The organism is Ruegeria sp. F11, assembly GCF_056533855.1.
Genome location: NZ_JBQFOW010000002.1, coordinates 307,985 through 328,664 on the forward strand (window position 1 = coordinate 307,985; position 20,680 = coordinate 328,664).

Sequence of the window (20,680 nt, forward strand, 5' to 3'; positions counted from 1 at the left end):
TACGAGGGCAAAATGGCATCATTGAACGCGCGCAACCGCGACCCGTTGCTGGACAGCACCACGCAGGCCGCCATCGAACGGCGCAGCAAGGAACTGATCGGGATTGCCCTGATCCTGCTGGGGCTGGCCGCCGCCGCGATGATCTGGTCCTACACGCCGGACGATCCGAACTGGATGGTGTCGACCGACGCAGCCGTACAGAACTGGATGGGCCGGATCGGGGCCTCGATCGCCGCGCCATTGTTCATGATCGTCGGTTGGGGAAGCTGGGGCATCGCGCTGGTTCTGATCGGCTGGGGCCTGCGCTTTGCGGGTCATTTCGGTGAAGATCGCGCCATAGCGCGGTTGATCTTTGCGCCGATCTGGATCGCCGTTGTTTCCGTCTATGCCGCAACGCTGGTGCCCGGCGATGCCTGGCGCGCGACCCACAGCTATGGGTTGGGCGGGTTGTTTGGTGACACGGTTATGGGCGCTTTGCTGACGCTGTTGCCGATCTCCTCGCATTTTCTGGTCAAGCTGATGTCGCTGGCCATGGCGTTTGGGATGCTGGCGCTGGGCGTGTTTGTTTTGGGCTTTAGCAAAGCGGATGTGCGCAAAGGGCTGCGCGCGTTCCTGCTGGGTCTTGTCATGGCCTACGATCTGTTGATGAGGGCTTTGGGGCGTGGGGCCTCGGCCACCGCGCAGGCGGCGCGGGATCGTCGTGCCCAATGGGAGGACCGCCGTGCCGCGCGTCTTGAGCCCGCGTTTGGCGACGACATGACCTATGCCGACCCGCTGTTTGAAGACGCCGAAGATGAGGATCCGGAACCCGCCCCCAAAATGGGTCTGCTGGCCCGAATGCCGGGCCTGATCCGCCGCCCCGATCCGATGCCCGAACCCGAATTGATCGACCCCGAGCCGGTGCACGGCTTTGACGAAATGCCGGGCGAGGATCGCATCCGGTCCAAGATCTCTGCCGCCGTACGCAATCGTAAGGTTGCAACGGGTGAGATGGCCGCGGAACCCGATCCGAACCTGCCTCTGACCAAAGGCCGGGGCAGGGGGCCGGACCCGCTGATCCTGAACCGGGGCGTGGAAGACGGCTTGCCGCCGGAACCGCCGATGACCTCTGACGGTTTGCCGCCCGAGCCGGTGCTGTCGGCAGATTTCGCCCCTGCATGGCAGGAGCCGGAGCAGGATGATTACGAGCCCGACTATGACGACGACGCGGTGTTCGACGACGAACCCGCGCCGCAGCAGCGCCCGGCGATGAAGATCCCGGTGGCCGAGCCGCGCAAGCCGGTGGTCGCGCAGCCCGCGCGCCGCACCCCGCCGCCCTCGCGCCGCGCACAGGCCGAGGCGCAGCCCGCGCTGTCATTCGAGGACAAGCATAGCGATTTCGAACTGCCCCCTCTGGGCTTGCTGTCGAACCCGGCCACCATTCAGCGTCATCACCTGAGCGATGAGGCGCTGGAGGAAAACGCGCGGATGCTGGAGAACGTTCTGGACGACTACGGCGTGAAGGGTGAGATCGTCAGTGTCCGCCCCGGCCCCGTGGTCACCATGTATGAGCTGGAACCGGCCCCCGGCCTGAAGGCCAGCCGCGTGATTGGTCTGGCCGACGATATCGCACGCTCGATGTCGGCGCTGTCGGCGCGTGTTTCGACCCTGCCAGGGCGCTCGGTCATCGGGATCGAACTGCCCAATGAAAACCGCGAGATGGTGGTGCTGCGCGAAATCCTTGCCAGCCGTGATTTTGGCGATGGCAACCATGCGCTGCCCTTGGCGTTGGGCAAGGATATCGGCGGCGAGTCTGTTGTAGCCAACTTGGCGAAAATGCCCCACCTACTGATCGCGGGGACGACCGGTTCCGGTAAGTCGGTGGCGATCAATACCATGATCCTGTCGCTGCTGTATAAGCTGACGCCGGACGAATGCCGCCTGATCATGATCGACCCCAAGATGCTGGAACTGTCGGTCTATGACGGCATCCCGCATCTGCTCTCGCCCGTGGTGACCGACCCGAAAAAGGCGGTTGTCGCCCTGAAATGGGTCGTGGGCGAGATGGAGGACCGCTATCGCAAGATGTCCAAGATGGGCGTGCGCAACATCGCAGGCTACAATGGGCGCGTGAAAGATGCGCTGGCCAAGGGCGAGATGTTCAGCCGCACCGTCCAGACCGGGTTTGATGATGAAACCGGCGAGCCGATGTTCGAGACGGAAGAATTCGCGCCCGAGTCGATGCCTTACATCGTCGTCATCGTTGACGAGATGGCCGACCTGATGATGGTCGCGGGCAAGGAAATCGAAGCTTGCATCCAGCGTCTGGCACAGATGGCGCGGGCCTCGGGTATTCACCTGATCATGGCCACACAGCGCCCCTCGGTCGACGTGATCACCGGCACGATCAAGGCGAACTTCCCGACCCGGATTTCGTTCCAAGTGACCTCGAAAGTCGACAGCCGCACCATTCTGGGTGAGATGGGCGCCGAGCAACTGCTGGGGCAGGGCGACATGCTCTATATGGCAGGCGGGGCCAAGATCACCCGCTGTCACGGCCCGTTCGTGTCGGATGAAGAGGTCGAGGAAATCGTCAACCACCTGAAACAGTTCGGCCCGCCAGATTACATGAGCGGCGTGGTCGATGGCCCGGCTGAGGAAAAAGCCGACATTATCGACGCCGTTCTGGGTCTGAATACCGGTGGCAACACCAATGGCGAGGATGCGCTGTACGATCAGGCCGTGGCGATTGTGATCAAGGATCGCAAATGCTCGACCTCGTACATTCAGCGGAAACTCGCCATCGGATACAACAAGGCCGCTCGGCTGGTGGAGCAGATGGAGGACGAAGGCGTTGTTTCTGCGGCAAATCACGTCGGCAAACGCGAAATCCTGGTCCCCGAGCAATAGGATATTTAATAACAAGGGCAGAGCGCCTATCTGTGAGCCATGAAACAGATTGCTTTTGCCCTTGCTTTGACACTGGCCGCGCCCGCCGCTTGGGCCGCTGAAAAACTGCCCTTGTCGCAGATATCCAACTATCTGAACGAGTTGAAAACCGTTCAGACGACGTTCACTCAGGTCAATGACGATGGCTCGCTGAGTACCGGAAAGCTGTGGCTGGAACGTCCGGGCAAGATGCGGTTCGAATACGACCCGCCCAACAGCGCGGTGGTTCTGGCGCGGTCCGGAAGCGTCAAAATCTTCGATCCCAAATCAAACCAGCCGCCCGAGCAATACCCGCTGAGACGGACCCCGCTGTCGCTGGTGCTGGCGCGGAATGTGAATCTGGGGCAGGCGAATATGGTTGTGGGCCACGATTTTGACGGCACCGCCACTATCGTGACTGCGCAGGACCCCAAGAACCCCGACTCGGGCCGGATCGAGTTGATGTTCACCGACAACCCGGTCGAACTGCGCAAATGGGTGATCCATGACAACGCGGGCAGCCAGACAACCGTGCTTTTGGGCGCGCTGAACGAAGGCGGTTCTCTGGATCAGAGCCTGTTTTCCAGCAGGGCACGAAGCGGGTCAGGCAACCGCTGACCCGCCTTCGGGCTTAGTGCCGACAGGTCGCCAACTGCGCCTGATACAGGTTCGCGCGCGCATCCACATCACTTGCGACGTTCAGAAGCCAAGACTTGCCGTTATGGCTGCCGCGCGCGTAACCTGTGTGGCCTTCGTGGTAAGCCAGATACTGGTTGCGAGTGTCGGCGGGATGGATTCCGTTCCGCTCGTAGCTTTTGTTCATGTACCAGCCGATGAAATCCGAGGCATCCCGGATGCGATCTCGCTTGGCCCGGCGTTTGCCGGTTTCCCGGCGGTATTCATCCCATGTGCCGTCCAGCGCCTGACCATAGCCATAGGCGCTGCTTTGGCGGCCCATCGGAATGACGCCCAGCACATAGCGGTGCGGCGTGCGCGCATCGTGGCGATAGCGGCTTTCCTGATAGATCGTGGCCATCTGAACGTGGACGGGAACGCCCCATTTGCGCTCGGTGTTCTTGAACGCCCTGATGTAATCGGGCTTTTCGCGCGCAATGCTGCACGCGTCATTCAACTTGCTGGGCGGCTGCTTCGAACCACCCCCACAGGATGCCAAAAGCAGCACCCCGAAGAGTACGATAAGAATTCTGCTCATGTGCCTCGTGCCTTTTTTTTCGCATTCTAGCGCAGATTGAGCGCTGAGGAAATCACAATCGCTACAGAACCATAGCCAGAACCATCGGCAGCGCCGCCACGGACAGCAGGGTCGAGACCATGACCATCCCCGCCACAGCGTCGGCATCCGCTCCGAACCGCTCGGCCAGCAGATACGAGGTCACCGCGACCGGGGTACACATTTGCAGAACCAGAACGCCAAAGGCGATGGCGTCCAGATCGAATGCTGCCGCGACGGCCCAGCCTAGCCCGAAACACACCGCCAGTTTAAGCAGGGACAGCCAAACGGCCCGCCCCAGGCTGCGCGTGCTGAGCCTCGCAACCGCAACGCCGACCGTCACCAGCATCAGCGGCACGGCCATTTGCCCCAGCAGATCAAGCGTATTGGTCAGGAACAAAGGCGTCTCCCACCCGCGCCACAGAAACAGCGCCCCCAGGATGGTCGCCCAGACCATCGGCTGGCGCATAACCTGCCCGAACGCGCCTTTGCCGGCGACAAGGTAGATCCCGTAAGTGAATGAAAACAGGATGGATACGGCCAGAAACAGCACCGCATAACCCAGCCCGGCCTGCCCAAAGGCAAACAGGCATAGCGGCAGGCCAAGATTGCCGGTATTGCCGAAAATCAGCGGTGACAGATAGGTGCGCTGATCCAGTTTCAGGACCCGGACGATCACCCAGAACACGGCTACCAAAGCCAGGTTGGCGACAAGGGTTGCGACCGTGAAGCGCGACAGATCGCCACCCGAAATCTCGGATTGCATCAGGGCGACGAAGATCAGGCTGGGCAGGGCGAGGGTCATGCCGAAGCGCGTAACGAATTGAAGACGATACTCGAATCCCAGCCGGACCCAGGCAAACCCGACGCCCGCCAAAAGAAAGACTGGGGCCGCAATTTCGAACACTGTCAGTAGAAGGTTCACAGACTGTTTCCCCGAATTTCGGATCAATGATTGGATTTTCTGCCCGAAAACAGGTAGTAAATGCTTTGGGGGCATAAACAAATGCTAAAGACACGCGCCAAGTACGGCCTGGGACAGGTGGTCCGTCATAAGAAACATCCCTTTCGAGGGGTGATTTTTGACGTGGACCCCGAGTTTTCGAATACCGAAGAATGGTACGAAGCTATTCCCGAAGACAGCCGGCCCATCAAGGAACAGCCGTTTTACCACCTGTTGGCGGAAAACGACCAATCCTTCTATGTGGCTTATGTTTCAGAACAAAATCTGGTCGCCGACTATTCCGGCGAGCCGGTCGAGCACCCGGATATCCCCAATATGTTCGGCCCGTTCGAGGACGGGTCTTACCCGCTGCATTTCCATCTGAATTGATTCATCCCGGCTTCCGCCTTTAGGCGGGCAGATTCTCAGTATCCCAACGCGCAGCCGTCTTTTCTTGGGTCGCTTGCCCCCTCAAGAACGCCGTCCTCGCGGATTCGGATCGCCTGTGCGCCGCCCAGCGGGGTTTCCGGTTGCTCAATAGTATGGCCCATGTCCGATAATTGTTTCGCGACCTGTTCCGGGAAACCGCGTTCGAGCTTTAGGACCGGCCCGTCGGCAAAGGCACGGGGGGCATCGATTGCCTCCTGCAGGTCCATCCCGAAATCCGTGAGGTTCGAGACAAACCGCGCATGGCCGGTCGGCTGATAGGCCCCGCCCATGACGCCAAACGGCATCAGTACGCGCCCGCCTTTTTTCAGCAGGCCGGGGATGATCGTGTGCATGGGGCGCTTGTCGCCGCCCAACTCATTCGGATGACCCGGCTGCAAATTGAACCCCGCCCCCCGGTTCTGCAGCAGAATGCCGAATTTCTCCGAGGCAATGCCTGATCCGAAACTGTGGAAGATCGAATAGATCAGTGACACGGCCATTCTCTCCCGGTCGACCACGGTGATATAGACCGTGTCCTTGTGGATCGCTTCGGTCAGCGGAGCGGCGGCGGGCATCGCCTTTTTCGGGTCGATCAAGGCCGCCAATTGCGCAGCGACATCGCGGTCAAGGAAATGCTCAGTCCGAGACATATGATCGGGGTCGGCAATGAACCGGTTGCGGGCATCATAGGCCAGCTTGGTGGCCTCGGCTTCGATATGGACCCGTTCCGCGCCCAGCGGGTCCATGCCGGACAGGTCGAAATGTTTGAGGATATTCAGCAACAAAATGGCCGTCGCGCCTTGCCCGTTGGGCGGATGCTCGACTAGGTCGATGCCTTGATAATCCCCGCTCAGCGGTTCAGTCGGAGTGCACCGGGTGTTCTGAAAATCTTCCGCCGTGTGTTCGCCACCTAGTTCGGTCACGGCAGAGATCATGTCCTGCGCAATCTCGCCCGAATAGAACGCGTCGCGCCCGTGCCGGGCGATCTGGCGCAGAACCTCGGCCTGACCGGGGGCGCGGAAAATCTGACCGGTGCCCGGTACCTTGCCGTCGATCAGATAGTGCCGCCGCGCGGCTCCTTGCAGTGTATCGGCACCGCTTTGCCAGTCGAACGCCACGCGCGGGGCAACTGGCACACCCTGTTCCGCATAGCGAATGGCAGGCCGCAGAATCGCATCCAGCCCCAAACGCCCCTCGGTTTCGGACAACCGACAAAACGCATCAACCGCGCCGGGTATGGTCACGGCATCGGGGCTGTTCAAGGGTATGGCGGACAAGTCCCTGTTCCGCAACTTGTCGGCACTGGCCGCCGCCGGTGCGCGGCCCGAGCCGTTCAATGCGCGCACATCGCTTTCGCCAGCACGGTTGAACAGCACAAAACAATCACCGCCCAACCCGGTCATCTGCGGTTCGCAAATGCCCAGCACTACCGCCCCGGCAATCGCCGCATCCATCGCGTTGCCACCTTGCCCCAGAATGTCGAGCGCAACTTTTGCCGCAACAGGATGAGACGTGGCACACATCCCCTCAGTCGCCAGAACTTCGGACCGACCCGGTTTGTGCAAATCCCGCATGTTACCCCTCCTGTCACCTGCAACGGAGCGAGGGTAAAACCTGATCCGGTATTGTCCAGCAATTTCAGGGGGGGGAGAAGTTCCTCGGCGCCGGTCACTGGGTGGGGGCTGTGATTAGTGGCGCCGAGGGAAGCTATCTGAGCTACAAGACTAGGTATGATGCTCGTTTTGGGCGCTACAATGGTTCGAAAGAGGCCTTATTGTGGCCATTTGCGGTCAATCATGGCAGTCGAAGTCAAAACGCATCGACAACAGGTTGCATCCCTGACGCCGCTCATACCGGATATCGCTGGTCAGTTGGTGAATCAGAAACCAGCCAAACCCGCCTTCCGGCAGGTCCTGAACAGACGACCCGATACGCGCCGGAACCCCATCCGGCAACTGGCCCCCCGGCAGTGGATTCCCGGTGTCGGTGATCAGAATGTCCAGCTGATCCTGGTCCAGCCGGCACGACACCTGCACATTCGCCGCCGCGATTCCGGCATAGGCATGTTCGACAACGTTGTTGATCGCCTCGGCCAGTGCAATTCTGACATCCCCGGCCTTATGCGCGGGCAGACCATGCTTTGCCAGCCCGGCGCTGAGCTGCGCAATCCCGGCGCTGGCCTCTGCCGCTGTGGCGGGAAAGGTCAATTCCATGCAGGTTTCGTCACAGATGGGTTTCACGCGCTCACTCCTGTCGAGATCAATCCACAGGGTCTGACACCGCGTCGTCTAATGTGGCGAACAGCCGGAACACCGTGTCCATGCGCGTCAAGCGAAACACTTTCTCAACAACCGGCTGCAGGCCCGCCAGATCCAGCCTGCGATCTTGTCCCAGTTGCTTCATCGAGGCGACAATCGCACCCAACCCGCTGGAATCGATGAATTCCACCCCCGACAGGTCCAGCACAACCCGTGTCGCATCTGCTTCGGTCTCGCTGCGCATGTCTTCCTTGAATTGAATGGCCATCGCCGCATCAATTCGGTCGGTATGAACCTTGATAATCTGTGTTGTGCCGGTCGTTGTGCTGGTCAATCCCATGTTCAACCGCCCCCAATCTGAATTTGCGTCGTAGAAATACGCTAGACGGCAAATCTTACCATTCGGTATTCATGCCCGAACAAGCAGGAGGAAAATCGGGATGAAAGACGTCGTAATCGCAGGGGCGGCCCGCACACCGATGGGCGGGTTTCAGGGCATGTTCGACGGGGTCGCCGCCGCCGATCTGGGCGGCACCGCAATCCGCGCAGCGCTGCAGCAGGCCGGAACGCAAACGGTGGATGAGGTGCTGATGGGCTGCGTCCTGCCCGCCGGTCAGGGCCAGGCCCCCGCGCGGCAGGCCGGTTTTGCGGCGGGGCTTGGCGAAGAGGTGCCCGCAACGACGCTCAACAAGATGTGCGGCTCGGGCATGAAGGCGGCGATGATCGCCTTTGACCAGATCGCGCTGGGCCACGTGGACACGATGGTCGCGGGCGGGATGGAGAGCATGACCAACGCGCCCTACCTGTTGCCCAAAATGCGCGGCGGGGCCCGCATCGGCCATGGTCAGGTGGTCGATCACATGTTCCTCGACGGGCTCGAGGATGCCTATGACAAGGGCCGCCTGATGGGCACCTTTGCCGAAGACTGCGCCGAAACCTATCAGTTCACCCGCGAGGCGCAGGATGAATACGCCCTGAAATCCCTGTCAAACGCCCTTGCCGCGCAGGAAAGCGGCGCGTTCGGCGATGAAATCACGCCGGTCCTCATTAAGACCCGAAAGGGAGAGGTTACACAGGACGCCGACGAACAGCCGAAATCCGCCCGGCCCGAGAAAATTCCGACCCTGAAACCCGCCTTCCGCAAGGACGGAACGGTCACGGCAGCCAACTCCTCGTCGATCTCCGATGGCGCGGCAGCGCTGGTTCTGGCCTCGGCCGACACCGCTCAGGCGCAGGGCCTGACCATCCGCGCCCGCATTCTGGGTCATGCAACCCACGCCCAGGCACCGGGCCTCTTCACCACTGCCCCGATTCCGGCCGCACAAAAACTGCTGCAACGTATCGGCTGGACAAAAGACGACGTGGATTTGTGGGAGGTTAATGAAGCCTTCGCCGTTGTCCCCATGGCCTTCATGCAGGAAATGGGCCTGCCGCGCGAGAAGGTGAACGTGAACGGCGGGGCCTGCGCGCTTGGGCACCCGATCGGCGCATCCGGCGCACGGATCATGGTCACTCTGCTGAACGCGCTGGAGAAACGAGGCCTCAAACGCGGCGTCGCCGCCATCTGCATCGGCGGCGGCGAAGGCACGGCCATCGCCATAGAACGCATTTGACCCTTCTTCTTGTTTCAAATACGGCGGGGGTGAATTGAGCCGTAGGCTCAAGAGGGGGCAGCGCCCCCACCCCTCGGATACCAAGAAACCCTGCCATGAACGTTGACTACGACACGCTGACCAAAACCATCGCTGCTCTGACCGAAGGCGAAACCGACCAGATCGCCCTGATGGCGACAATCACCTGCGAGGTTCACCACGCCGATGACCGCTTCAACTGGACCGGGTTCTACCGCGTGACCGAGCCCAACCTGCTCAAGATCGGCCCCTATCAGGGCGGCCACGGATGCCTCGTCATCCCCTTTGATCGCGGCGTCTGCGGCGCGGCGGCGCGAACGGGCGAGGTTCAGCTGGTCCCGGACGTGGACGCGTTTCCGGGCCATATCGCCTGCGCCACTTCAACCCGGTCCGAACTGGTTCTGCCGGTGCGCGATGCGACGGGAAACATCATCGCTGTTTTCGATATCGACAGCGACCAGCCGGATGCGTTCACACACGAGGACGCAGAGCGACTGAGCATTATTCTGGCGCAGGTCTTCGGGGCTTGACCCGCTGAGACTGGCCGACCTGCTCGCCGATCAGGCATCAGGAGTATTGCCTTGATGGCCCTCAAGGGCATATCCGGTTCTGCGTCGGGTCACATTCCGTAGACAGGCAGTCTTGCGCGGTTCATTGAATCAACGTGGGGTCCGCAACCACTGCACATAGCACGGCCTGAAACCCCAGAATAACGAAGAGCCACGTGGAAAATCCGCGCTTGCGTGTCTTGTGCCGGAACATCCACCGCCCAAGCACTGCGCCGGGGCTGCCCCCCAGCGCGGCCAACCACAGCAGCCTGCGTTCGGCAATCCTGCGCTTGCGTCGTCCCGCGCGGGCTTTGTCCCAGCCAAATGCGATCAAAGTCACGGCATTAATGGCCCAAAGGTACATCACGGCAATCCACATGCTAAACCCATAGCCAAGCCGGTTTCAGGCGGCAAATGAAAAAACACTTGGAAATTTCACCGATTCGCCCCATCGTGAAAATCGTGACGAAATTTTCACAAGAGTCGGAGTCCCCGTGAACGCCCAAGCCCCCAACAGCGCAACCCTGGGTGCGGATATCCGGGCCCTGCGCAAGGCGCGGGGTTTGACGCTGACCGAGATTGCGGAAAAGCTGAACCGCTCGGTCGGATGGCTCAGCCAGGTCGAGCGGGACAAGTCCGATCCCTCGATCTCGGATCTGCGGCAGATCGCGGATTGTCTGGGTGTGCCGATGTCGATGCTGTTCGCCCATTCCGCCGCCCCGGCCGAGGAGCAGGGTTATGTGGTGCGCGCAGGCTCGCGCCGACCGATGGGCTCGGGCGAGGAAGGGCTGATCGAAGAACTGCTCTCGCCTGATCTGACCGATGATTTCGAGATGGTGCATTCCACCTTCAAACCCCGCTCGCGCATGCAAACCCCCGCCGACCGCCCGACGCAAGAGGTCGGTTATCTGGTCTCGGGCCGGCTGGACCTGACGATCGGAGGACGGCAGTTCTCGGTCGGTCCTGGCGATAGTTTCCGCATCCGGCACGAGCCCTATCACTGGGCCAACCCTTATGACGAACCCGCCGTGGCCATCTGGGTCATCGCCCCGCCGGTGTATTGAATGAGTTTTGAGGCCTGGACCATATTCGCGCTGTTCTGGGTGGTGTTTGTCACCACGCCGGGGCCGAATGCCGTGAACTGTATCTCGAACGGGATGAGCCTGCCCTTTGGCAAGGCCATGCTGGGCGTTCTGGCGATTCTGACACAGGCCAGCGCGTTTCTGATCCTGTCGGCGCTGGGGATCACGGCGCTGATTGCGGCCTCTCCCACCGGGTTTTTCATGGCCAAGCTGATCGGGGCGGGCTTTCTGATCTGGATGGGCATCCGCGGCTGGACGAATGCGTCGAAACCCGCACCCGCCTCGGAACGCCCCGCACGCCATGTCTATTTACACGCTCTGGCGGTGGCGACGATCAACCCCAAAAGCGTCGCCGGATACCTCGCGGCCTTCTCGCAATTCGTACAGCCCGAGGTGCCGATCTGGCAGCAGATGTCAGTCATAATGCCGACCGCGCTGGTCATCACAACGCTCAGCTACACCGGGTTCACCCTTCTGGGTGCGCTGATGGGCAAGGCGGCGCTGGGGGCCGTGTTCAACATCTGGGTCCGCCGCGTGATGGCGGCCTGTTTCATCATCTACGGCGTGTTGCTGGGCACCAGCACAACGCCCAGTGCAAAGGGGTAAAGACATGCACACTGGTTCCTGCCTGTGCGGCAAGGTCGCATTCACCATTGACGGAGACCTCACCCCGCCCAATGCCTGCCATTGCGGACAGTGCCGCAGGCAGTCGGGGCATCTGTGGGCCTCGACCGTGACGCATCAGGACAACTTGAGCTTCACCGCCAGCGACACGCTGGGCTGGCATCGCGCCTCGGATATCGCCAAGCGCGGGTTCTGCAGCGCGTGCGGTTCGTTCCTGTTCTGGCAGCACAATGACGAGGACACGATCGCGATCTCTGTGGGGTCTCTGGACGAGCCCACCGGGTTGAAACTCGCCCAGCACATCTTTGTCGCCGACAAGGGCGATTACTACGACATTCAGGACGACCTGCCCCAGCGGGCACATTGACAGGGAACCAAGCGCATGAGTGATTTTCCAACCAAGGCCCGTGTGGTCATCATCGGCGGCGGCGTTGTCGGCTGCTCGTCGCTTTATCATCTGGCCAAGAAGGGCTGGACCGACTGCGTTCTGCTGGAAAAGAACGAGTTGACGGCAGGGTCCACTTGGCATGCGGCGGGCAACGTGCCGACCTTCTCGAACTCCTGGGCGATCATGAATATGCAGCGCTATTCAACCGAGCTGTATTCGCGTTTGGCGGATGAGGTCGATTACCCGATGAACTACCACGTCTCGGGCTCCATCCGTCTGGCGCACAGCAAAGAGCGGATGCAGGAGTTCGAGCACGCCATGTCCATGGGCCGTTATCAGGGCATCCCGATGGAGATGTGGACCCCGGAGCAGGCGAAAGAGCGCTATCCGTTCCTTGAAACCCATGACCTTGAGGGTGTGCTGTACGACCCGACCGATGGGGATATCGACCCGGCGCAGCTGACGCAGGCGTTGGCCAAAGGCGCGCGCGATATGGGCCAGAAGATCATCCGCTTCTGCCCGGCGACGGGCGTGACCCAGCATGACGATGGCACATGGACTGTGCACACCGACAAGGGCGATATCGCCTGCGACTATGTTGTCAACGCCGCTGGCTACTACGCGCAGCGCGTGGGGGAGATGTTCAAACCCTTCGGTGGGCGCACCGTTCCGGCCATGGTCATGAGCCACCAATATCTGCTGACCGACGAAGTGCCCGAGCTCGAAGCTTGGTCAAAGGAACACGGCGGCAAGCTGCCGCTGCTGCGTGACGTGGATATCTCGTACTACCTGCGGCAGGAGAAGAACGGCTTCAACCTTGGGCCTTACGAGCCCAACTGCAAGGGTCATTGGATGACCGAAGATGATCCGATGCCCGAGGATTTCAGCTTCCAGCTGTGGAACGATGATCTGGACCGCATCGAAGACATCGTTACCGACGCGATGGAGCGGGTGCCGCTGATGGCGACCTCGGGCGTGGGGCGTGTGATCAATGGCCCGATCCCCTATGCGCCCGATGGTCTGCCGTTGATCGGCCCGATGCCGGGCGTGAAAAACGCGTTTGAGGCGCACAGCTTTACCTTCGGCATCGCGCAAGGCGGAGGCGCAGGCAAGGTGCTGGCCGAATGGATCGTCGATGGCGTGACCGAGTGGGACATGTGGGCCGTCGATCCGCGCCGTTACACTGATTACACCGATCAGGACTACTGCAACCAGAAAGGCATTGAGGTCTATGGCAACGAATACGCCATGCACTTCCCGCATCATGAATGGCCTGCGGCGCGGGACAAGAAAGTCTCGCCCGTGCATGCCAAGGTCAGGGAACTGGGCGGCGTCATGGGCGCCTATAACGGCTGGGAGCGGGCCAACTGGTTCGCCAAACCCGGCGACGATATCTCGCTTGAGGCCACGCATACATGGGGCCGCTCGGGTCCGTGGGAGCGGCGGGTGAAAGAGGAATGCGAGGCCGTGCGCGACCATTGCGGCGTGCTGGACCTGCCCGGCTTCTCGCGCTTCATGGTCAAGGGCGATGGTGCGGCCGAGGCTCTGCGCGGTCTGGTGACCGGTGGCTTGCCCAAGGTCGGGCGCATCAACCTGGTCTATATCTCGGATGTTCGCGGCCGGATTCTGACCGAGATGTCCTGCCTGCGTCTGGACGAGGACGTGTTCGTCATGATCACCGCCGCCACCGCACAATGGCATGACCGGGATATTCTTGTGAACGCCATGCCCGCAGGTGTCAGCGTCGAGGATGTCACCACCACGCGTGACACCTTGATCGTCACTGGCCCGAAATCGCGTGAGGTTCTGTCGGGGCTGACGGATGCCGATTTGTCCTCCGGCTGGCTGACCCATCAGTTTGCGACCGTGGCCGGACAGCCTGCCCATCTGATCCGTGTGTCCTTTGCCGGGGAACTGGGCTGGGAGGTGCACGCGCTGAACGAAGACATGCCCTCGATCTATGACGCAATTCTTAAGGCTGGGGCCAAGCCGTTCGGCATGTACGCCCTGAACTCGCTACGCATCGAAAAAGGATACCGTGCGTGGAAGGGTGATCTGTCGACCGATTACTCTCTGCTCGAAGGCGGGCTGGAACGCTTCGTCAAGCTAGACAAACCGCAGGACTTCCCCGGCAAGGCCGCGATCCTGAACGAAAAGCAGCAGGGGGTGAAGAAATCCTTCGTCACCCTGACCGTGGATGCGGGGGAGTGCGATGCGCCCTATATGTCCTGCATCTGGCAGGGTGATCAGATCGTTGGTGAGACCACCTCGGGCGCATGGGGCTATCGCGTCGGCAAATCCATCGCGTTGGGGATGATCAGGGCGGAACTGGCGAACCCGGGAACCGAGCTCGAGGTTGAAATCTACGGCCAAAAATGCCGCGCTGTGGTACAGGAGGATCAGCCGCTCTGGGATCCCACAAACGAGCGGCTGCGCGCATAACACCCAAAAGGGAAGGCCATGAGCAAACGATACGCCATGCTGGGGCCCGGTGAGGGTCCCAACTACGACTGGGAAAATGACCACACCTTCGTCAAGGTCTCGGGCGATGACACGGGCGGGGCCTATACGCTCATGGAAGATAATCTGAAGGTCAGCTTCGCGCTTGGCCTTCATCGCCATGACAACCATGCCGAGACATTCTATTTTCTGGATGGCGCGGTGGATTTCTACGTCGATGGCGACTGGCACCGCTGCACGGCTGGTACAACGATGCATGTCCCTGCGGGTGTGCCACATGCCTGCCGCGTTGCGGAAAATGCACCAGCAAAGATGCTGATGATCTTTCAGCCTTCGGGCTTCGACGGCTTTCTGGCGGAACTGGCAACGATGACCGAGGCGGATTTCGCCGAAGAGGCCAAAATGGCCGAACTGAACGCCCGCTATGACATCATCCCCTTGGGCCCCGTCCCGCCCCATCCTGATGATGAGGGCTAACGCATGACGATCCCGACCACCATGTCTGGCGTTTATTTGACCCACCACGGCGGCCCCGATGCGCTGGACTGGCGCGCGGATATTCCGGTGCCGAAACCGGAGCCCGGTCAGGTGCTGGTCCGGGTGGCCGCCGCCGGGGTCAACAACACCGATATCAACACACGGGTTGGCTGGTATTCCTCGGACGTGACCGGGGCCACCGATGCGGTCGATCAAGAGGTCGAGGCCGGGGGCTGGGGCGGGGCCCTACACTTCCCGCGCATTCAGGGCGGCGATCTGTGCGGCATCGTCGAGGTGGCTGGCCCCGAGACCGGGTTCCAACCCGGTCAGCGCGTGACCTGCCCGATCAACCTGCCACGCCCGCGCCCCGGTAACCCGTTCGGGTTTATCGCTCTGGGGTCCGAGATGGACGGGGCGTTTGCCCAATACTGTCTGGTTCAGGCGGATGACCTGTATGATGTGACCGCCTCACCGCTTTCAGACGTCGAAATCGCCGCCATTCCCTGCGCATTCGGCACTGCCGAGAACCTGCTGACCCGCGCAGGCGTGACCGCCGGGCATAAGGTGCTGATCACCGGGGCCTCGGGCGGCGTCGGTCTGGCCGCTGTGCAACTGGCCCGGTTGCGGGGGGCGTCGGTCTGGGGCGTGACGGGGGCTGCCAAGGCGGATGTGGTCAAGGAACAAGGCGCTGTTGACACGTTCGACCGGGGCGCGCCGCTGCCGCAGGACATTTTCGATGTGGTCATCGACGTGGTTGGCGGGCCCGTCTGGCCGGATTTGGTTCTGTCCCTGAAACCGGGCGGGGCCTATGCCGTTTCGGGTGCGATTGCCGGGCCGATCGTTCAGGCCGATCTGCGCGACATCTACCTGCGCGACATCACCATCCATGGCTGCACCCATCAGTCGCCCGAAGTGTTTGGCCGTCTGGTCGAGTTGATCAATCAGGGGCGGATCAAACCCCTGGTTTCCAAAACCTATCCGCTGAGGGATATCGTAACCGCACAGGAAGACTTCCAATCCAAGGCGTTTCCGGGAAAGCTTGTCCTGATCCCATGAGAAAGAGTTAACATGGCAGATATCACGCTTCTGGACGGCTCAATCGGGCAGGAACTGGTTAAGCTCAGCGGGCAAACGCCGACACCGCTTTGGTCGACTCGAGTGATGATCGACCATCCCGAACTGGTCGCTCAGGTCCACGCCGAATACTTCCGCCGCGGTGCGACAGTTGCCACCACCAACACCTATGCCATCCACCGCTCGCGCCTTGTGCGTGCGGGGATGGAGGATCAACTGGCCACCCTGATCGACGCCGCCCTGGCCCAAGCGCAGGCCGCGCGGCAGGGTACGCAAGGCCGGATCGCCGGGGCGCTTGGCCCTTTGCTGGCCAGCTACCGCCCTGATCTGCAGCCCGACCCGGCAGAGGCCGCCGTGAAATTCGCCGAACTGGTTGGCCTCATGTCGGATCGCGTGGACCTGTTTCTGATCGAAACCGTATCCTCGGTGCTCGAAGCGGAAGGAGCCCTGCGTGGCACTCAGGGCGGGGGCAAACCGGTCTGGCTGGCCCTGTCGGTCATGGACGATGACGGCACCCGGCTGCGGTCGGGCGAGGCGCTTGGCGATATCACCCCGTTGATAGAGCGGTACCGGCCCGACGCCCTGCTGATCAACTGCTCACGCCCCGAGGCGATCCCGGCCGCGTTGCAGATCCTGTCGGGGATGGGGCTGCCCTTCGGGGCCTATGCCAATGGCTTCACCCATATCTCTGACGGGTTCCTGCAGGATGCACCCACTGTGGACACTCTAGACCAGAGGATCGACCTTGGCCCGGCGGCCTATACGGAACATGTCATGCGTTGGGTTGCGCAAGGGGCGACGATTGTGGGCGGATGCTGCGAAATCGGCCCGGATCATATCGGTGCCTTGGCCGAGGCGCTTCGGTCTGCCGGGCATCGGGTTGTCTGAGGGGCACCGATGAGCCCACCCGAGCCCCGCACCCGCCATTTCGACATACTGGTCGCACCCGGGTTTGTCCTGCTGGAACTGGCGTCTCTGGTCGAGGTGTTGCGCGTTGCCAACCGGGTGTGCCCAACCCCTCCGTTCAGCTTCACCTACCGGTCGCTGCGCGGCGGATCGGTGACCAGCAGCAGTGAAGCGACAGTTTCGACCCAAGCCATCCTGCCCCAGCCCAAGGCTGATTATCTGTTCGTCATCGGCAATTCAGATCCCGACCAGCCCGACCTGTCGCTGGGCCGGATCGTGTCGGATTACACCTATCGTGGCGCGCAGGTGTTTTTGCTGGCCGAAGCCGCCAGCCGGTATATCGATGAACAGGGCACCGCTGATCTGGCGACCCATTGGGAAAACGCCTCATTCCTGCGCGAACGCGGCGCGCGGTTCGAGGCCAAGCTGTCCATCGCCACCGAACACGGCGCGGTCGTGACCTGCGCCGGGATGGAGGCGACAACGGATGTTGCTCTGGCGGTGATCGGGCGGCACGTCTCGGGGCCCGCCAAGATGACCGTCGCCGATATCATGCTGCACGAAAACATCCGCGACTTTTCGTCGATGCAACCGTTCTCTGGGGTCAAAACCACCGTCACTGGCGACGCCAAGCTGGATCAGTGCATCAAACTGATGCAGGCCAATATCGAGGACCCTCTGCCGATTCAGCAGATCGTGGATACGTTGCATCTGTCGAACCGGTCTCTGGAACGCAAGTTCAGGACGTTTTTTGGGACGACCCCCAACGGTTTCTATCGCGAAATGCGGCTGGCCAAGGCCAACAACCTGCTGCTCAACACCACGATGAGCGTGCGGGAGATCGGGCTGGCCTGCGGTTTTCCGAACGGGTTTTCCTCGGTCTACAAAAGCTTCTTTGGCGTCACTCCGTTTGTCATGCGGCGCGGCAAGCGGCAGGCAGCGCAGGGGTGATTTTTACGCATTTTCTGACGTTTTTGATGGATTTCCTGCCGATCTTTCGTGCCATTCAGGGAAAAACCTGAAACGGCGGAGGCATCAGGATGGTCGATCTTCCCAGCAAGGCCCGCGTGGTCATCATCGGCGGCGGTGTCATCGGATGCTCGGTGGCCTATCACCTGACCAAAAAGGGCTGGAGCGATGTTGTGCTGTTGGAGCGCAAGCAACTGACCAGCGGCACCACCTGGCATGCAGCTGGCCTGATCGCGCAGTTACGGGCGACGGCCAACATGACCAAACTGGCAAAGTACACTCAGGAACTTTACAATTCGCTTGAGGAAGAAACCGGCGTGGCGACGGGGTTCAAGCGCTGCGGGTCCATCACCGTTGCGCTGACCGAAGAGCGGAAGGAAGAGATTTACCGTCAGGCGGCGATGGCGCGCGCCTTTGGGGTCGAGGTCGAGGAAATCTCGAACGAGCGTGTCAAAGAGATGTACCCGCATCTGAATGTCGACGGTGTCAAAGGTGCCGTTTACCTGCCGCTGGACGGGCAGGGTGACCCGGCCAATATCGCCCTGGCACTAGCCAAAGGCGCGCGGCAGCGCGGCGGGATTATCAAGGAACGTGTGAAGGTCACCGACATCGCCAAACAGGGCCGCACCGTGACCGGCGTGGATTGGGTGGCGGACGATGGCAGCGCCTCGGGCCATATCGAATGCGACATGGTGGTGAACTGCTCGGGCATGTGGGGGCATGAAGTTGGTCGGATGGCTGGCGTGAACGTGCCCCTCCATGCCTGCGAGCATTTCTATATCGTGACCGAGGCCATCGACGGCCTGTCGCAACTCCCGGTGCTGCGCGTGCCGGACGAATGTGCTTACTACAAAGAGGACGCAGGCAAAATCCTGCTGGGCGCGTTCGAACCCAACGCCAAGCCCTGGGCGATGAACGGCATCCCGGACAGTTTCGAATTTGATCAGCTACCGGAAGATTTCGATCATTTCGAACCGATCCTCGAAGCCGCGGTCAACCGCATGCCGATGCTGGCCGAGGCTGGTATTCACACTTTCTTCAACGGCCCGGAATCGTTCACGCCCGACGATGCCTACCATCTGGGCCTCGCGCCCGAGATGGACAATTACTGGGTCGCGGCCGGTTTCAACTCGATCGGTATCCAGTCAGGTGGTGGTGCGGGCATGGCGTTGGCCGAATGGATGGATACGGGTGAGAAGCCCTTCGATCTGGGCGATGTGGACATCAGCCGGATGCAGCCGTTTCAGGGCAACAAGCAGTATCTGTTCGAACGGTCGAAAGAGACGCTGGGCCTGCTCTACGCCGACCACTACCCCTATCGCCAGAAAGCCACTGCGCGCGGGGTGCGGCGGACGCCGTTCCACCAACACCTGCTGGAACAGGGCGCGGTGATGGGTGAACTGGCCGGTTGGGAGCGCGCCAACTGGTTTGCCAATGAAGGACAGGAGCGCGAATACCAGTATAGCTGGAGACGTCAGAACTGGTTCGAAAACTCGGCCGCCGAACACCGCGCCGTGCGCGAGAATGTGGGCATGTACGACATGTCCTCATTCGGCAAAATCCGTGTCGAAGGCCCGGATGCTGAAAAGTTCATGAACTATATCGGCGGCGGTGATTATGCCGTGCCTGCTGGCAAAATCGTCTACACCCAGTTCCTGAACCGCACGGGTGGGATCGAAGCGGACGTCACCGTCACCCGCCTGTCCGAGACCACCTATCTGGTTGTCACCCCCGCCGCCACCCGTCTGGCCGATCAAACCTGGATGATGCGCCACAAGGGCAGCTTCAACGTGGTGATCACGGATGTCACGGCAGGCGAGGGTGTTCTGGCCGTCATGGGCCCCAACGCGCGCGCGCTATTGGAAAAGGTCTCACCCAGTGATTTCTCGAACGCCACAAATCCCTTTGGCACCGCGCAGGAGATCGAGATCGGCATGGGCCTCGCCCGCGCGCATCGCGTGACCTATGTGGGCGAATTGGGCTGGGAGATTTACGTCTCGTCCGACATGGCCGGGCATGTGTTCGAAACCCTGTACGCGGCGGGGCAGGACATGGGCCTGAAGCTGTGCGGCATGCATATGATGGATAGCTGCCGGATCGAAAAAGGCTTCCGCCATTTCGGCCATGACATCACCTGCGAGGATCATGTGGTAGATGCGGGCCTCGGCTTTGCTGTCAAAACCGACAAGGGCAGTGACTTCATCGGGCGCGAGGCGGTGATCGCACGCAAGGAAAGCGGCCCCAAGAGCCGCCTGGTCCAGTTCAAACTTAGCGATCCAGAACCGCTACTATTCCACAACGAACCGATTGTACGGGATGGCGAATATGTAGGCTACCTCAGCTCGGGCAACTACGGCTACACGCTGGGCGGCGCCATCGGTCTGGGCTATGTGCCGTGCGAGGGTGAAAAGGCGGCTGACGTTCTGGCCTCAGGCTACGAGATTGATGTCTGTGGGGTGAAGGTCAAGGCCGAGGCATCGCTTAGGCCTATGTACGATCCCAAATCTGAACGGGTGAAGGTTTGACATGTGGTTGGGGGCTCTGCCCCCGCCGCCCGTTCCGGGCGACTCCCCCGGGATATTTTTAGACAGATGAACAGGGGATCCTTCCTTCATCTGTCTCTAAATATCCCGGAGCGCGAGGCAGAGCCTCGCAAAGCGATCGCATAGCCACGCGCGTGACAGTTCACAAATTTTGATGTGGGTCTTCACGGTTTTCGCAGTTCCCAACCCACCCTGATCTGCCCTAAACAG

Annotated in this window: 20 protein-coding genes; 14 read left to right on the plus strand and 6 right to left on the minus strand. The window is 61.1% G+C overall.

The window, feature by feature from the left end:
• Positions 1 to 12 precede the first annotated feature (12 nt).
• Complete coding sequence (locus tag ACR0NJ_RS04070; protein ID WP_480815855.1) at positions 13 to 2,889, plus strand: DNA translocase FtsK; 2,877 nt, start codon at positions 13 to 15, stop codon at positions 2,887 to 2,889.
• Between the two features lie 39 nt (positions 2,890 to 2,928).
• Positions 2,929 to 3,525, plus strand: coding sequence for a LolA family protein (locus tag ACR0NJ_RS04075; protein WP_480815856.1), 597 nt, complete (start codon positions 2,929 to 2,931; stop codon positions 3,523 to 3,525).
• A 13-nt stretch (positions 3,526 to 3,538) separates the two neighbouring features.
• Here ACR0NJ_RS04075 and ACR0NJ_RS04080 read toward each other — a convergent pair whose 3' ends face one another.
• Both ACR0NJ_RS04080 and ACR0NJ_RS04085 read right to left on the minus strand, forming a co-directional pair.
• Complete coding sequence (locus ACR0NJ_RS04080; protein WP_480815857.1) at positions 3,539 to 4,120, minus strand: transglycosylase SLT domain-containing protein; 582 nt, start codon at positions 4,118 to 4,120, stop codon at positions 3,539 to 3,541.
• 61 nt (positions 4,121 to 4,181) lie between these two features.
• Positions 4,182 to 5,063 carry an AEC family transporter gene (locus ACR0NJ_RS04085; protein WP_480815858.1) on the minus strand — a complete coding sequence of 294 codons (882 nt, stop codon included), beginning with the start codon at positions 5,061 to 5,063 and terminating at the stop codon, positions 4,182 to 4,184.
• Positions 5,064 to 5,144: 81 nt separating this feature from the next.
• On the opposite strand from ACR0NJ_RS04085, the gene hspQ reads away from it, so the two are divergent.
• Positions 5,145 to 5,471 (plus strand): heat shock protein HspQ, encoded by a 327-nt coding sequence (gene hspQ, locus ACR0NJ_RS04090; protein ID WP_480615732.1) that lies wholly within the window; start codon positions 5,145 to 5,147, stop codon positions 5,469 to 5,471.
• A gap of 35 nt (positions 5,472 to 5,506) precedes the next feature.
• Here hspQ and ggt read toward each other — a convergent pair whose 3' ends face one another.
• The 3 genes from ggt to ACR0NJ_RS04105 all read right to left on the minus strand — a co-directional run bounded on the left by ggt (position 5,507) and on the right by ACR0NJ_RS04105 (position 8,108).
• Positions 5,507 to 7,084, minus strand: coding sequence for a gamma-glutamyltransferase (ggt, locus tag ACR0NJ_RS04095; RefSeq protein ID WP_480815859.1), 1,578 nt, complete (start codon positions 7,082 to 7,084; stop codon positions 5,507 to 5,509).
• Positions 7,085 to 7,300: 216 nt separating this feature from the next.
• The gene (locus ACR0NJ_RS04100; RefSeq protein WP_480815860.1) at positions 7,301 to 7,750 is read right to left on the minus strand and encodes an ATP-binding protein; all 450 of its coding nucleotides are present in this window, start codon (positions 7,748 to 7,750) and stop codon (positions 7,301 to 7,303) included.
• A 19-nt stretch (positions 7,751 to 7,769) separates the two neighbouring features.
• The gene (locus ACR0NJ_RS04105) at positions 7,770 to 8,108 is read right to left on the minus strand and encodes an STAS domain-containing protein (protein ID WP_480815861.1); all 339 of its coding nucleotides are present in this window, start codon (positions 8,106 to 8,108) and stop codon (positions 7,770 to 7,772) included.
• Positions 8,109 to 8,208: 100 nt separating this feature from the next.
• Between ACR0NJ_RS04105 and ACR0NJ_RS04110 the strand changes: the two genes are divergently transcribed.
• Together ACR0NJ_RS04110 and ACR0NJ_RS04115 are read left to right on the plus strand one after the other, a co-directional pair.
• A complete protein-coding gene (locus ACR0NJ_RS04110; protein ID WP_480815862.1) occupies positions 8,209 to 9,381 on the plus strand; it encodes a thiolase family protein in 1,173 nt (390 codons plus the stop codon).
• Between the two features lie 95 nt (positions 9,382 to 9,476).
• Positions 9,477 to 9,929 carry a GAF domain-containing protein gene (locus tag ACR0NJ_RS04115; RefSeq protein ID WP_480815863.1) on the plus strand — a complete coding sequence of 151 codons (453 nt, stop codon included), beginning with the start codon at positions 9,477 to 9,479 and terminating at the stop codon, positions 9,927 to 9,929.
• A gap of 121 nt (positions 9,930 to 10,050) precedes the next feature.
• Here ACR0NJ_RS04115 and ACR0NJ_RS04120 read toward each other — a convergent pair whose 3' ends face one another.
• On the minus strand, positions 10,051 to 10,326 hold the full coding sequence (locus tag ACR0NJ_RS04120; protein ID WP_480815864.1) for a DUF1294 domain-containing protein: 276 nt from the start codon (positions 10,324 to 10,326) through the stop codon (positions 10,051 to 10,053).
• Positions 10,327 to 10,441: 115 nt separating this feature from the next.
• On the opposite strand from ACR0NJ_RS04120, the gene ACR0NJ_RS04125 reads away from it, so the two are divergent.
• The 9 genes from ACR0NJ_RS04125 (at position 10,442) to ACR0NJ_RS04165 (ending at position 20,452) form a co-directional block, all read left to right on the plus strand.
• Positions 10,442 to 11,011, plus strand: a complete 570-nt coding sequence (locus ACR0NJ_RS04125) for a helix-turn-helix domain-containing protein (RefSeq protein ID WP_480815865.1) — start codon at positions 10,442 to 10,444, stop codon at positions 11,009 to 11,011.
• Positions 11,012 to 11,635: a LysE family translocator gene (locus ACR0NJ_RS04130; RefSeq protein WP_480815866.1), complete on the plus strand. Its 624-nt coding sequence runs from the start codon at positions 11,012 to 11,014 to the stop codon at positions 11,633 to 11,635.
• A 4-nt stretch (positions 11,636 to 11,639) separates the two neighbouring features.
• The gene (locus ACR0NJ_RS04135) at positions 11,640 to 12,020 is read left to right on the plus strand and encodes a GFA family protein (RefSeq protein ID WP_480815867.1); all 381 of its coding nucleotides are present in this window, start codon (positions 11,640 to 11,642) and stop codon (positions 12,018 to 12,020) included.
• Between the two features lie 15 nt (positions 12,021 to 12,035).
• Positions 12,036 to 14,483 (plus strand): GcvT family protein, encoded by a 2,448-nt coding sequence (locus tag ACR0NJ_RS04140; protein ID WP_480815868.1) that lies wholly within the window; start codon positions 12,036 to 12,038, stop codon positions 14,481 to 14,483.
• A gap of 18 nt (positions 14,484 to 14,501) precedes the next feature.
• Entirely contained in the window at positions 14,502 to 14,978 is a 477-nt protein-coding gene (locus ACR0NJ_RS04145) for a cupin domain-containing protein (protein WP_480815869.1), read from the plus strand.
• A gap of 3 nt (positions 14,979 to 14,981) precedes the next feature.
• Positions 14,982 to 16,034 (plus strand): alcohol dehydrogenase family protein, encoded by a 1,053-nt coding sequence (locus ACR0NJ_RS04150; RefSeq protein WP_480815870.1) that lies wholly within the window; start codon positions 14,982 to 14,984, stop codon positions 16,032 to 16,034.
• Between the two features lie 12 nt (positions 16,035 to 16,046).
• Positions 16,047 to 16,940 carry a homocysteine S-methyltransferase family protein gene (locus tag ACR0NJ_RS04155; RefSeq protein WP_480815871.1) on the plus strand — a complete coding sequence of 298 codons (894 nt, stop codon included), beginning with the start codon at positions 16,047 to 16,049 and terminating at the stop codon, positions 16,938 to 16,940.
• Between the two features lie 9 nt (positions 16,941 to 16,949).
• Entirely contained in the window at positions 16,950 to 17,909 is a 960-nt protein-coding gene (locus ACR0NJ_RS04160; protein ID WP_480815872.1) for a GlxA family transcriptional regulator, read from the plus strand.
• 89 nt (positions 17,910 to 17,998) lie between these two features.
• Positions 17,999 to 20,452 carry a GcvT family protein gene (locus ACR0NJ_RS04165; protein WP_480815873.1) on the plus strand — a complete coding sequence of 818 codons (2,454 nt, stop codon included), beginning with the start codon at positions 17,999 to 18,001 and terminating at the stop codon, positions 20,450 to 20,452.
• Positions 20,453 to 20,680 lie beyond the last annotated feature (228 nt).

Bases quoted from the DNA above. Each gene is read 5' to 3' on its own strand.
- ACR0NJ_RS04070 (WP_480815855.1), top strand. From the start codon at position 13: ATGGCATCATTGAACGCGCGCAACCGCGACCCGTTGCTGGACAGCACC.
- ACR0NJ_RS04075 (WP_480815856.1), top strand. From the start codon at position 2,929: ATGAAACAGATTGCTTTTGCCCTTGCTTTGACACTGGCCGCGCCCGCC.
- ACR0NJ_RS04080 (WP_480815857.1), bottom strand. From the start codon at position 4,120: ATGAGCAGAATTCTTATCGTACTCTTCGGGGTGCTGCTTTTGGCATCC.
- hspQ (WP_480615732.1), top strand. From the start codon at position 5,145: ATGCTAAAGACACGCGCCAAGTACGGCCTGGGACAGGTGGTCCGTCAT.
- ggt (WP_480815859.1), bottom strand. From the start codon at position 7,084: ATGCGGGATTTGCACAAACCGGGTCGGTCCGAAGTTCTGGCGACTGAG.
- ACR0NJ_RS04105 (WP_480815861.1), bottom strand. From the start codon at position 8,108: ATGGGATTGACCAGCACAACGACCGGCACAACACAGATTATCAAGGTT.
- ACR0NJ_RS04110 (WP_480815862.1), top strand. From the start codon at position 8,209: ATGAAAGACGTCGTAATCGCAGGGGCGGCCCGCACACCGATGGGCGGG.
- ACR0NJ_RS04115 (WP_480815863.1), top strand. From the start codon at position 9,477: ATGAACGTTGACTACGACACGCTGACCAAAACCATCGCTGCTCTGACC.
- ACR0NJ_RS04120 (WP_480815864.1), bottom strand. From the start codon at position 10,326: ATGTGGATTGCCGTGATGTACCTTTGGGCCATTAATGCCGTGACTTTG.
- ACR0NJ_RS04130 (WP_480815866.1), top strand. From the start codon at position 11,012: ATGAGTTTTGAGGCCTGGACCATATTCGCGCTGTTCTGGGTGGTGTTT.
- ACR0NJ_RS04135 (WP_480815867.1), top strand. From the start codon at position 11,640: ATGCACACTGGTTCCTGCCTGTGCGGCAAGGTCGCATTCACCATTGAC.
- ACR0NJ_RS04140 (WP_480815868.1), top strand. From the start codon at position 12,036: ATGAGTGATTTTCCAACCAAGGCCCGTGTGGTCATCATCGGCGGCGGC.
- ACR0NJ_RS04145 (WP_480815869.1), top strand. From the start codon at position 14,502: ATGAGCAAACGATACGCCATGCTGGGGCCCGGTGAGGGTCCCAACTAC.
- ACR0NJ_RS04150 (WP_480815870.1), top strand. From the start codon at position 14,982: ATGACGATCCCGACCACCATGTCTGGCGTTTATTTGACCCACCACGGC.
- ACR0NJ_RS04155 (WP_480815871.1), top strand. From the start codon at position 16,047: ATGGCAGATATCACGCTTCTGGACGGCTCAATCGGGCAGGAACTGGTT.
- ACR0NJ_RS04160 (WP_480815872.1), top strand. From the start codon at position 16,950: ATGAGCCCACCCGAGCCCCGCACCCGCCATTTCGACATACTGGTCGCA.
- ACR0NJ_RS04165 (WP_480815873.1), top strand. From the start codon at position 17,999: ATGGTCGATCTTCCCAGCAAGGCCCGCGTGGTCATCATCGGCGGCGGT.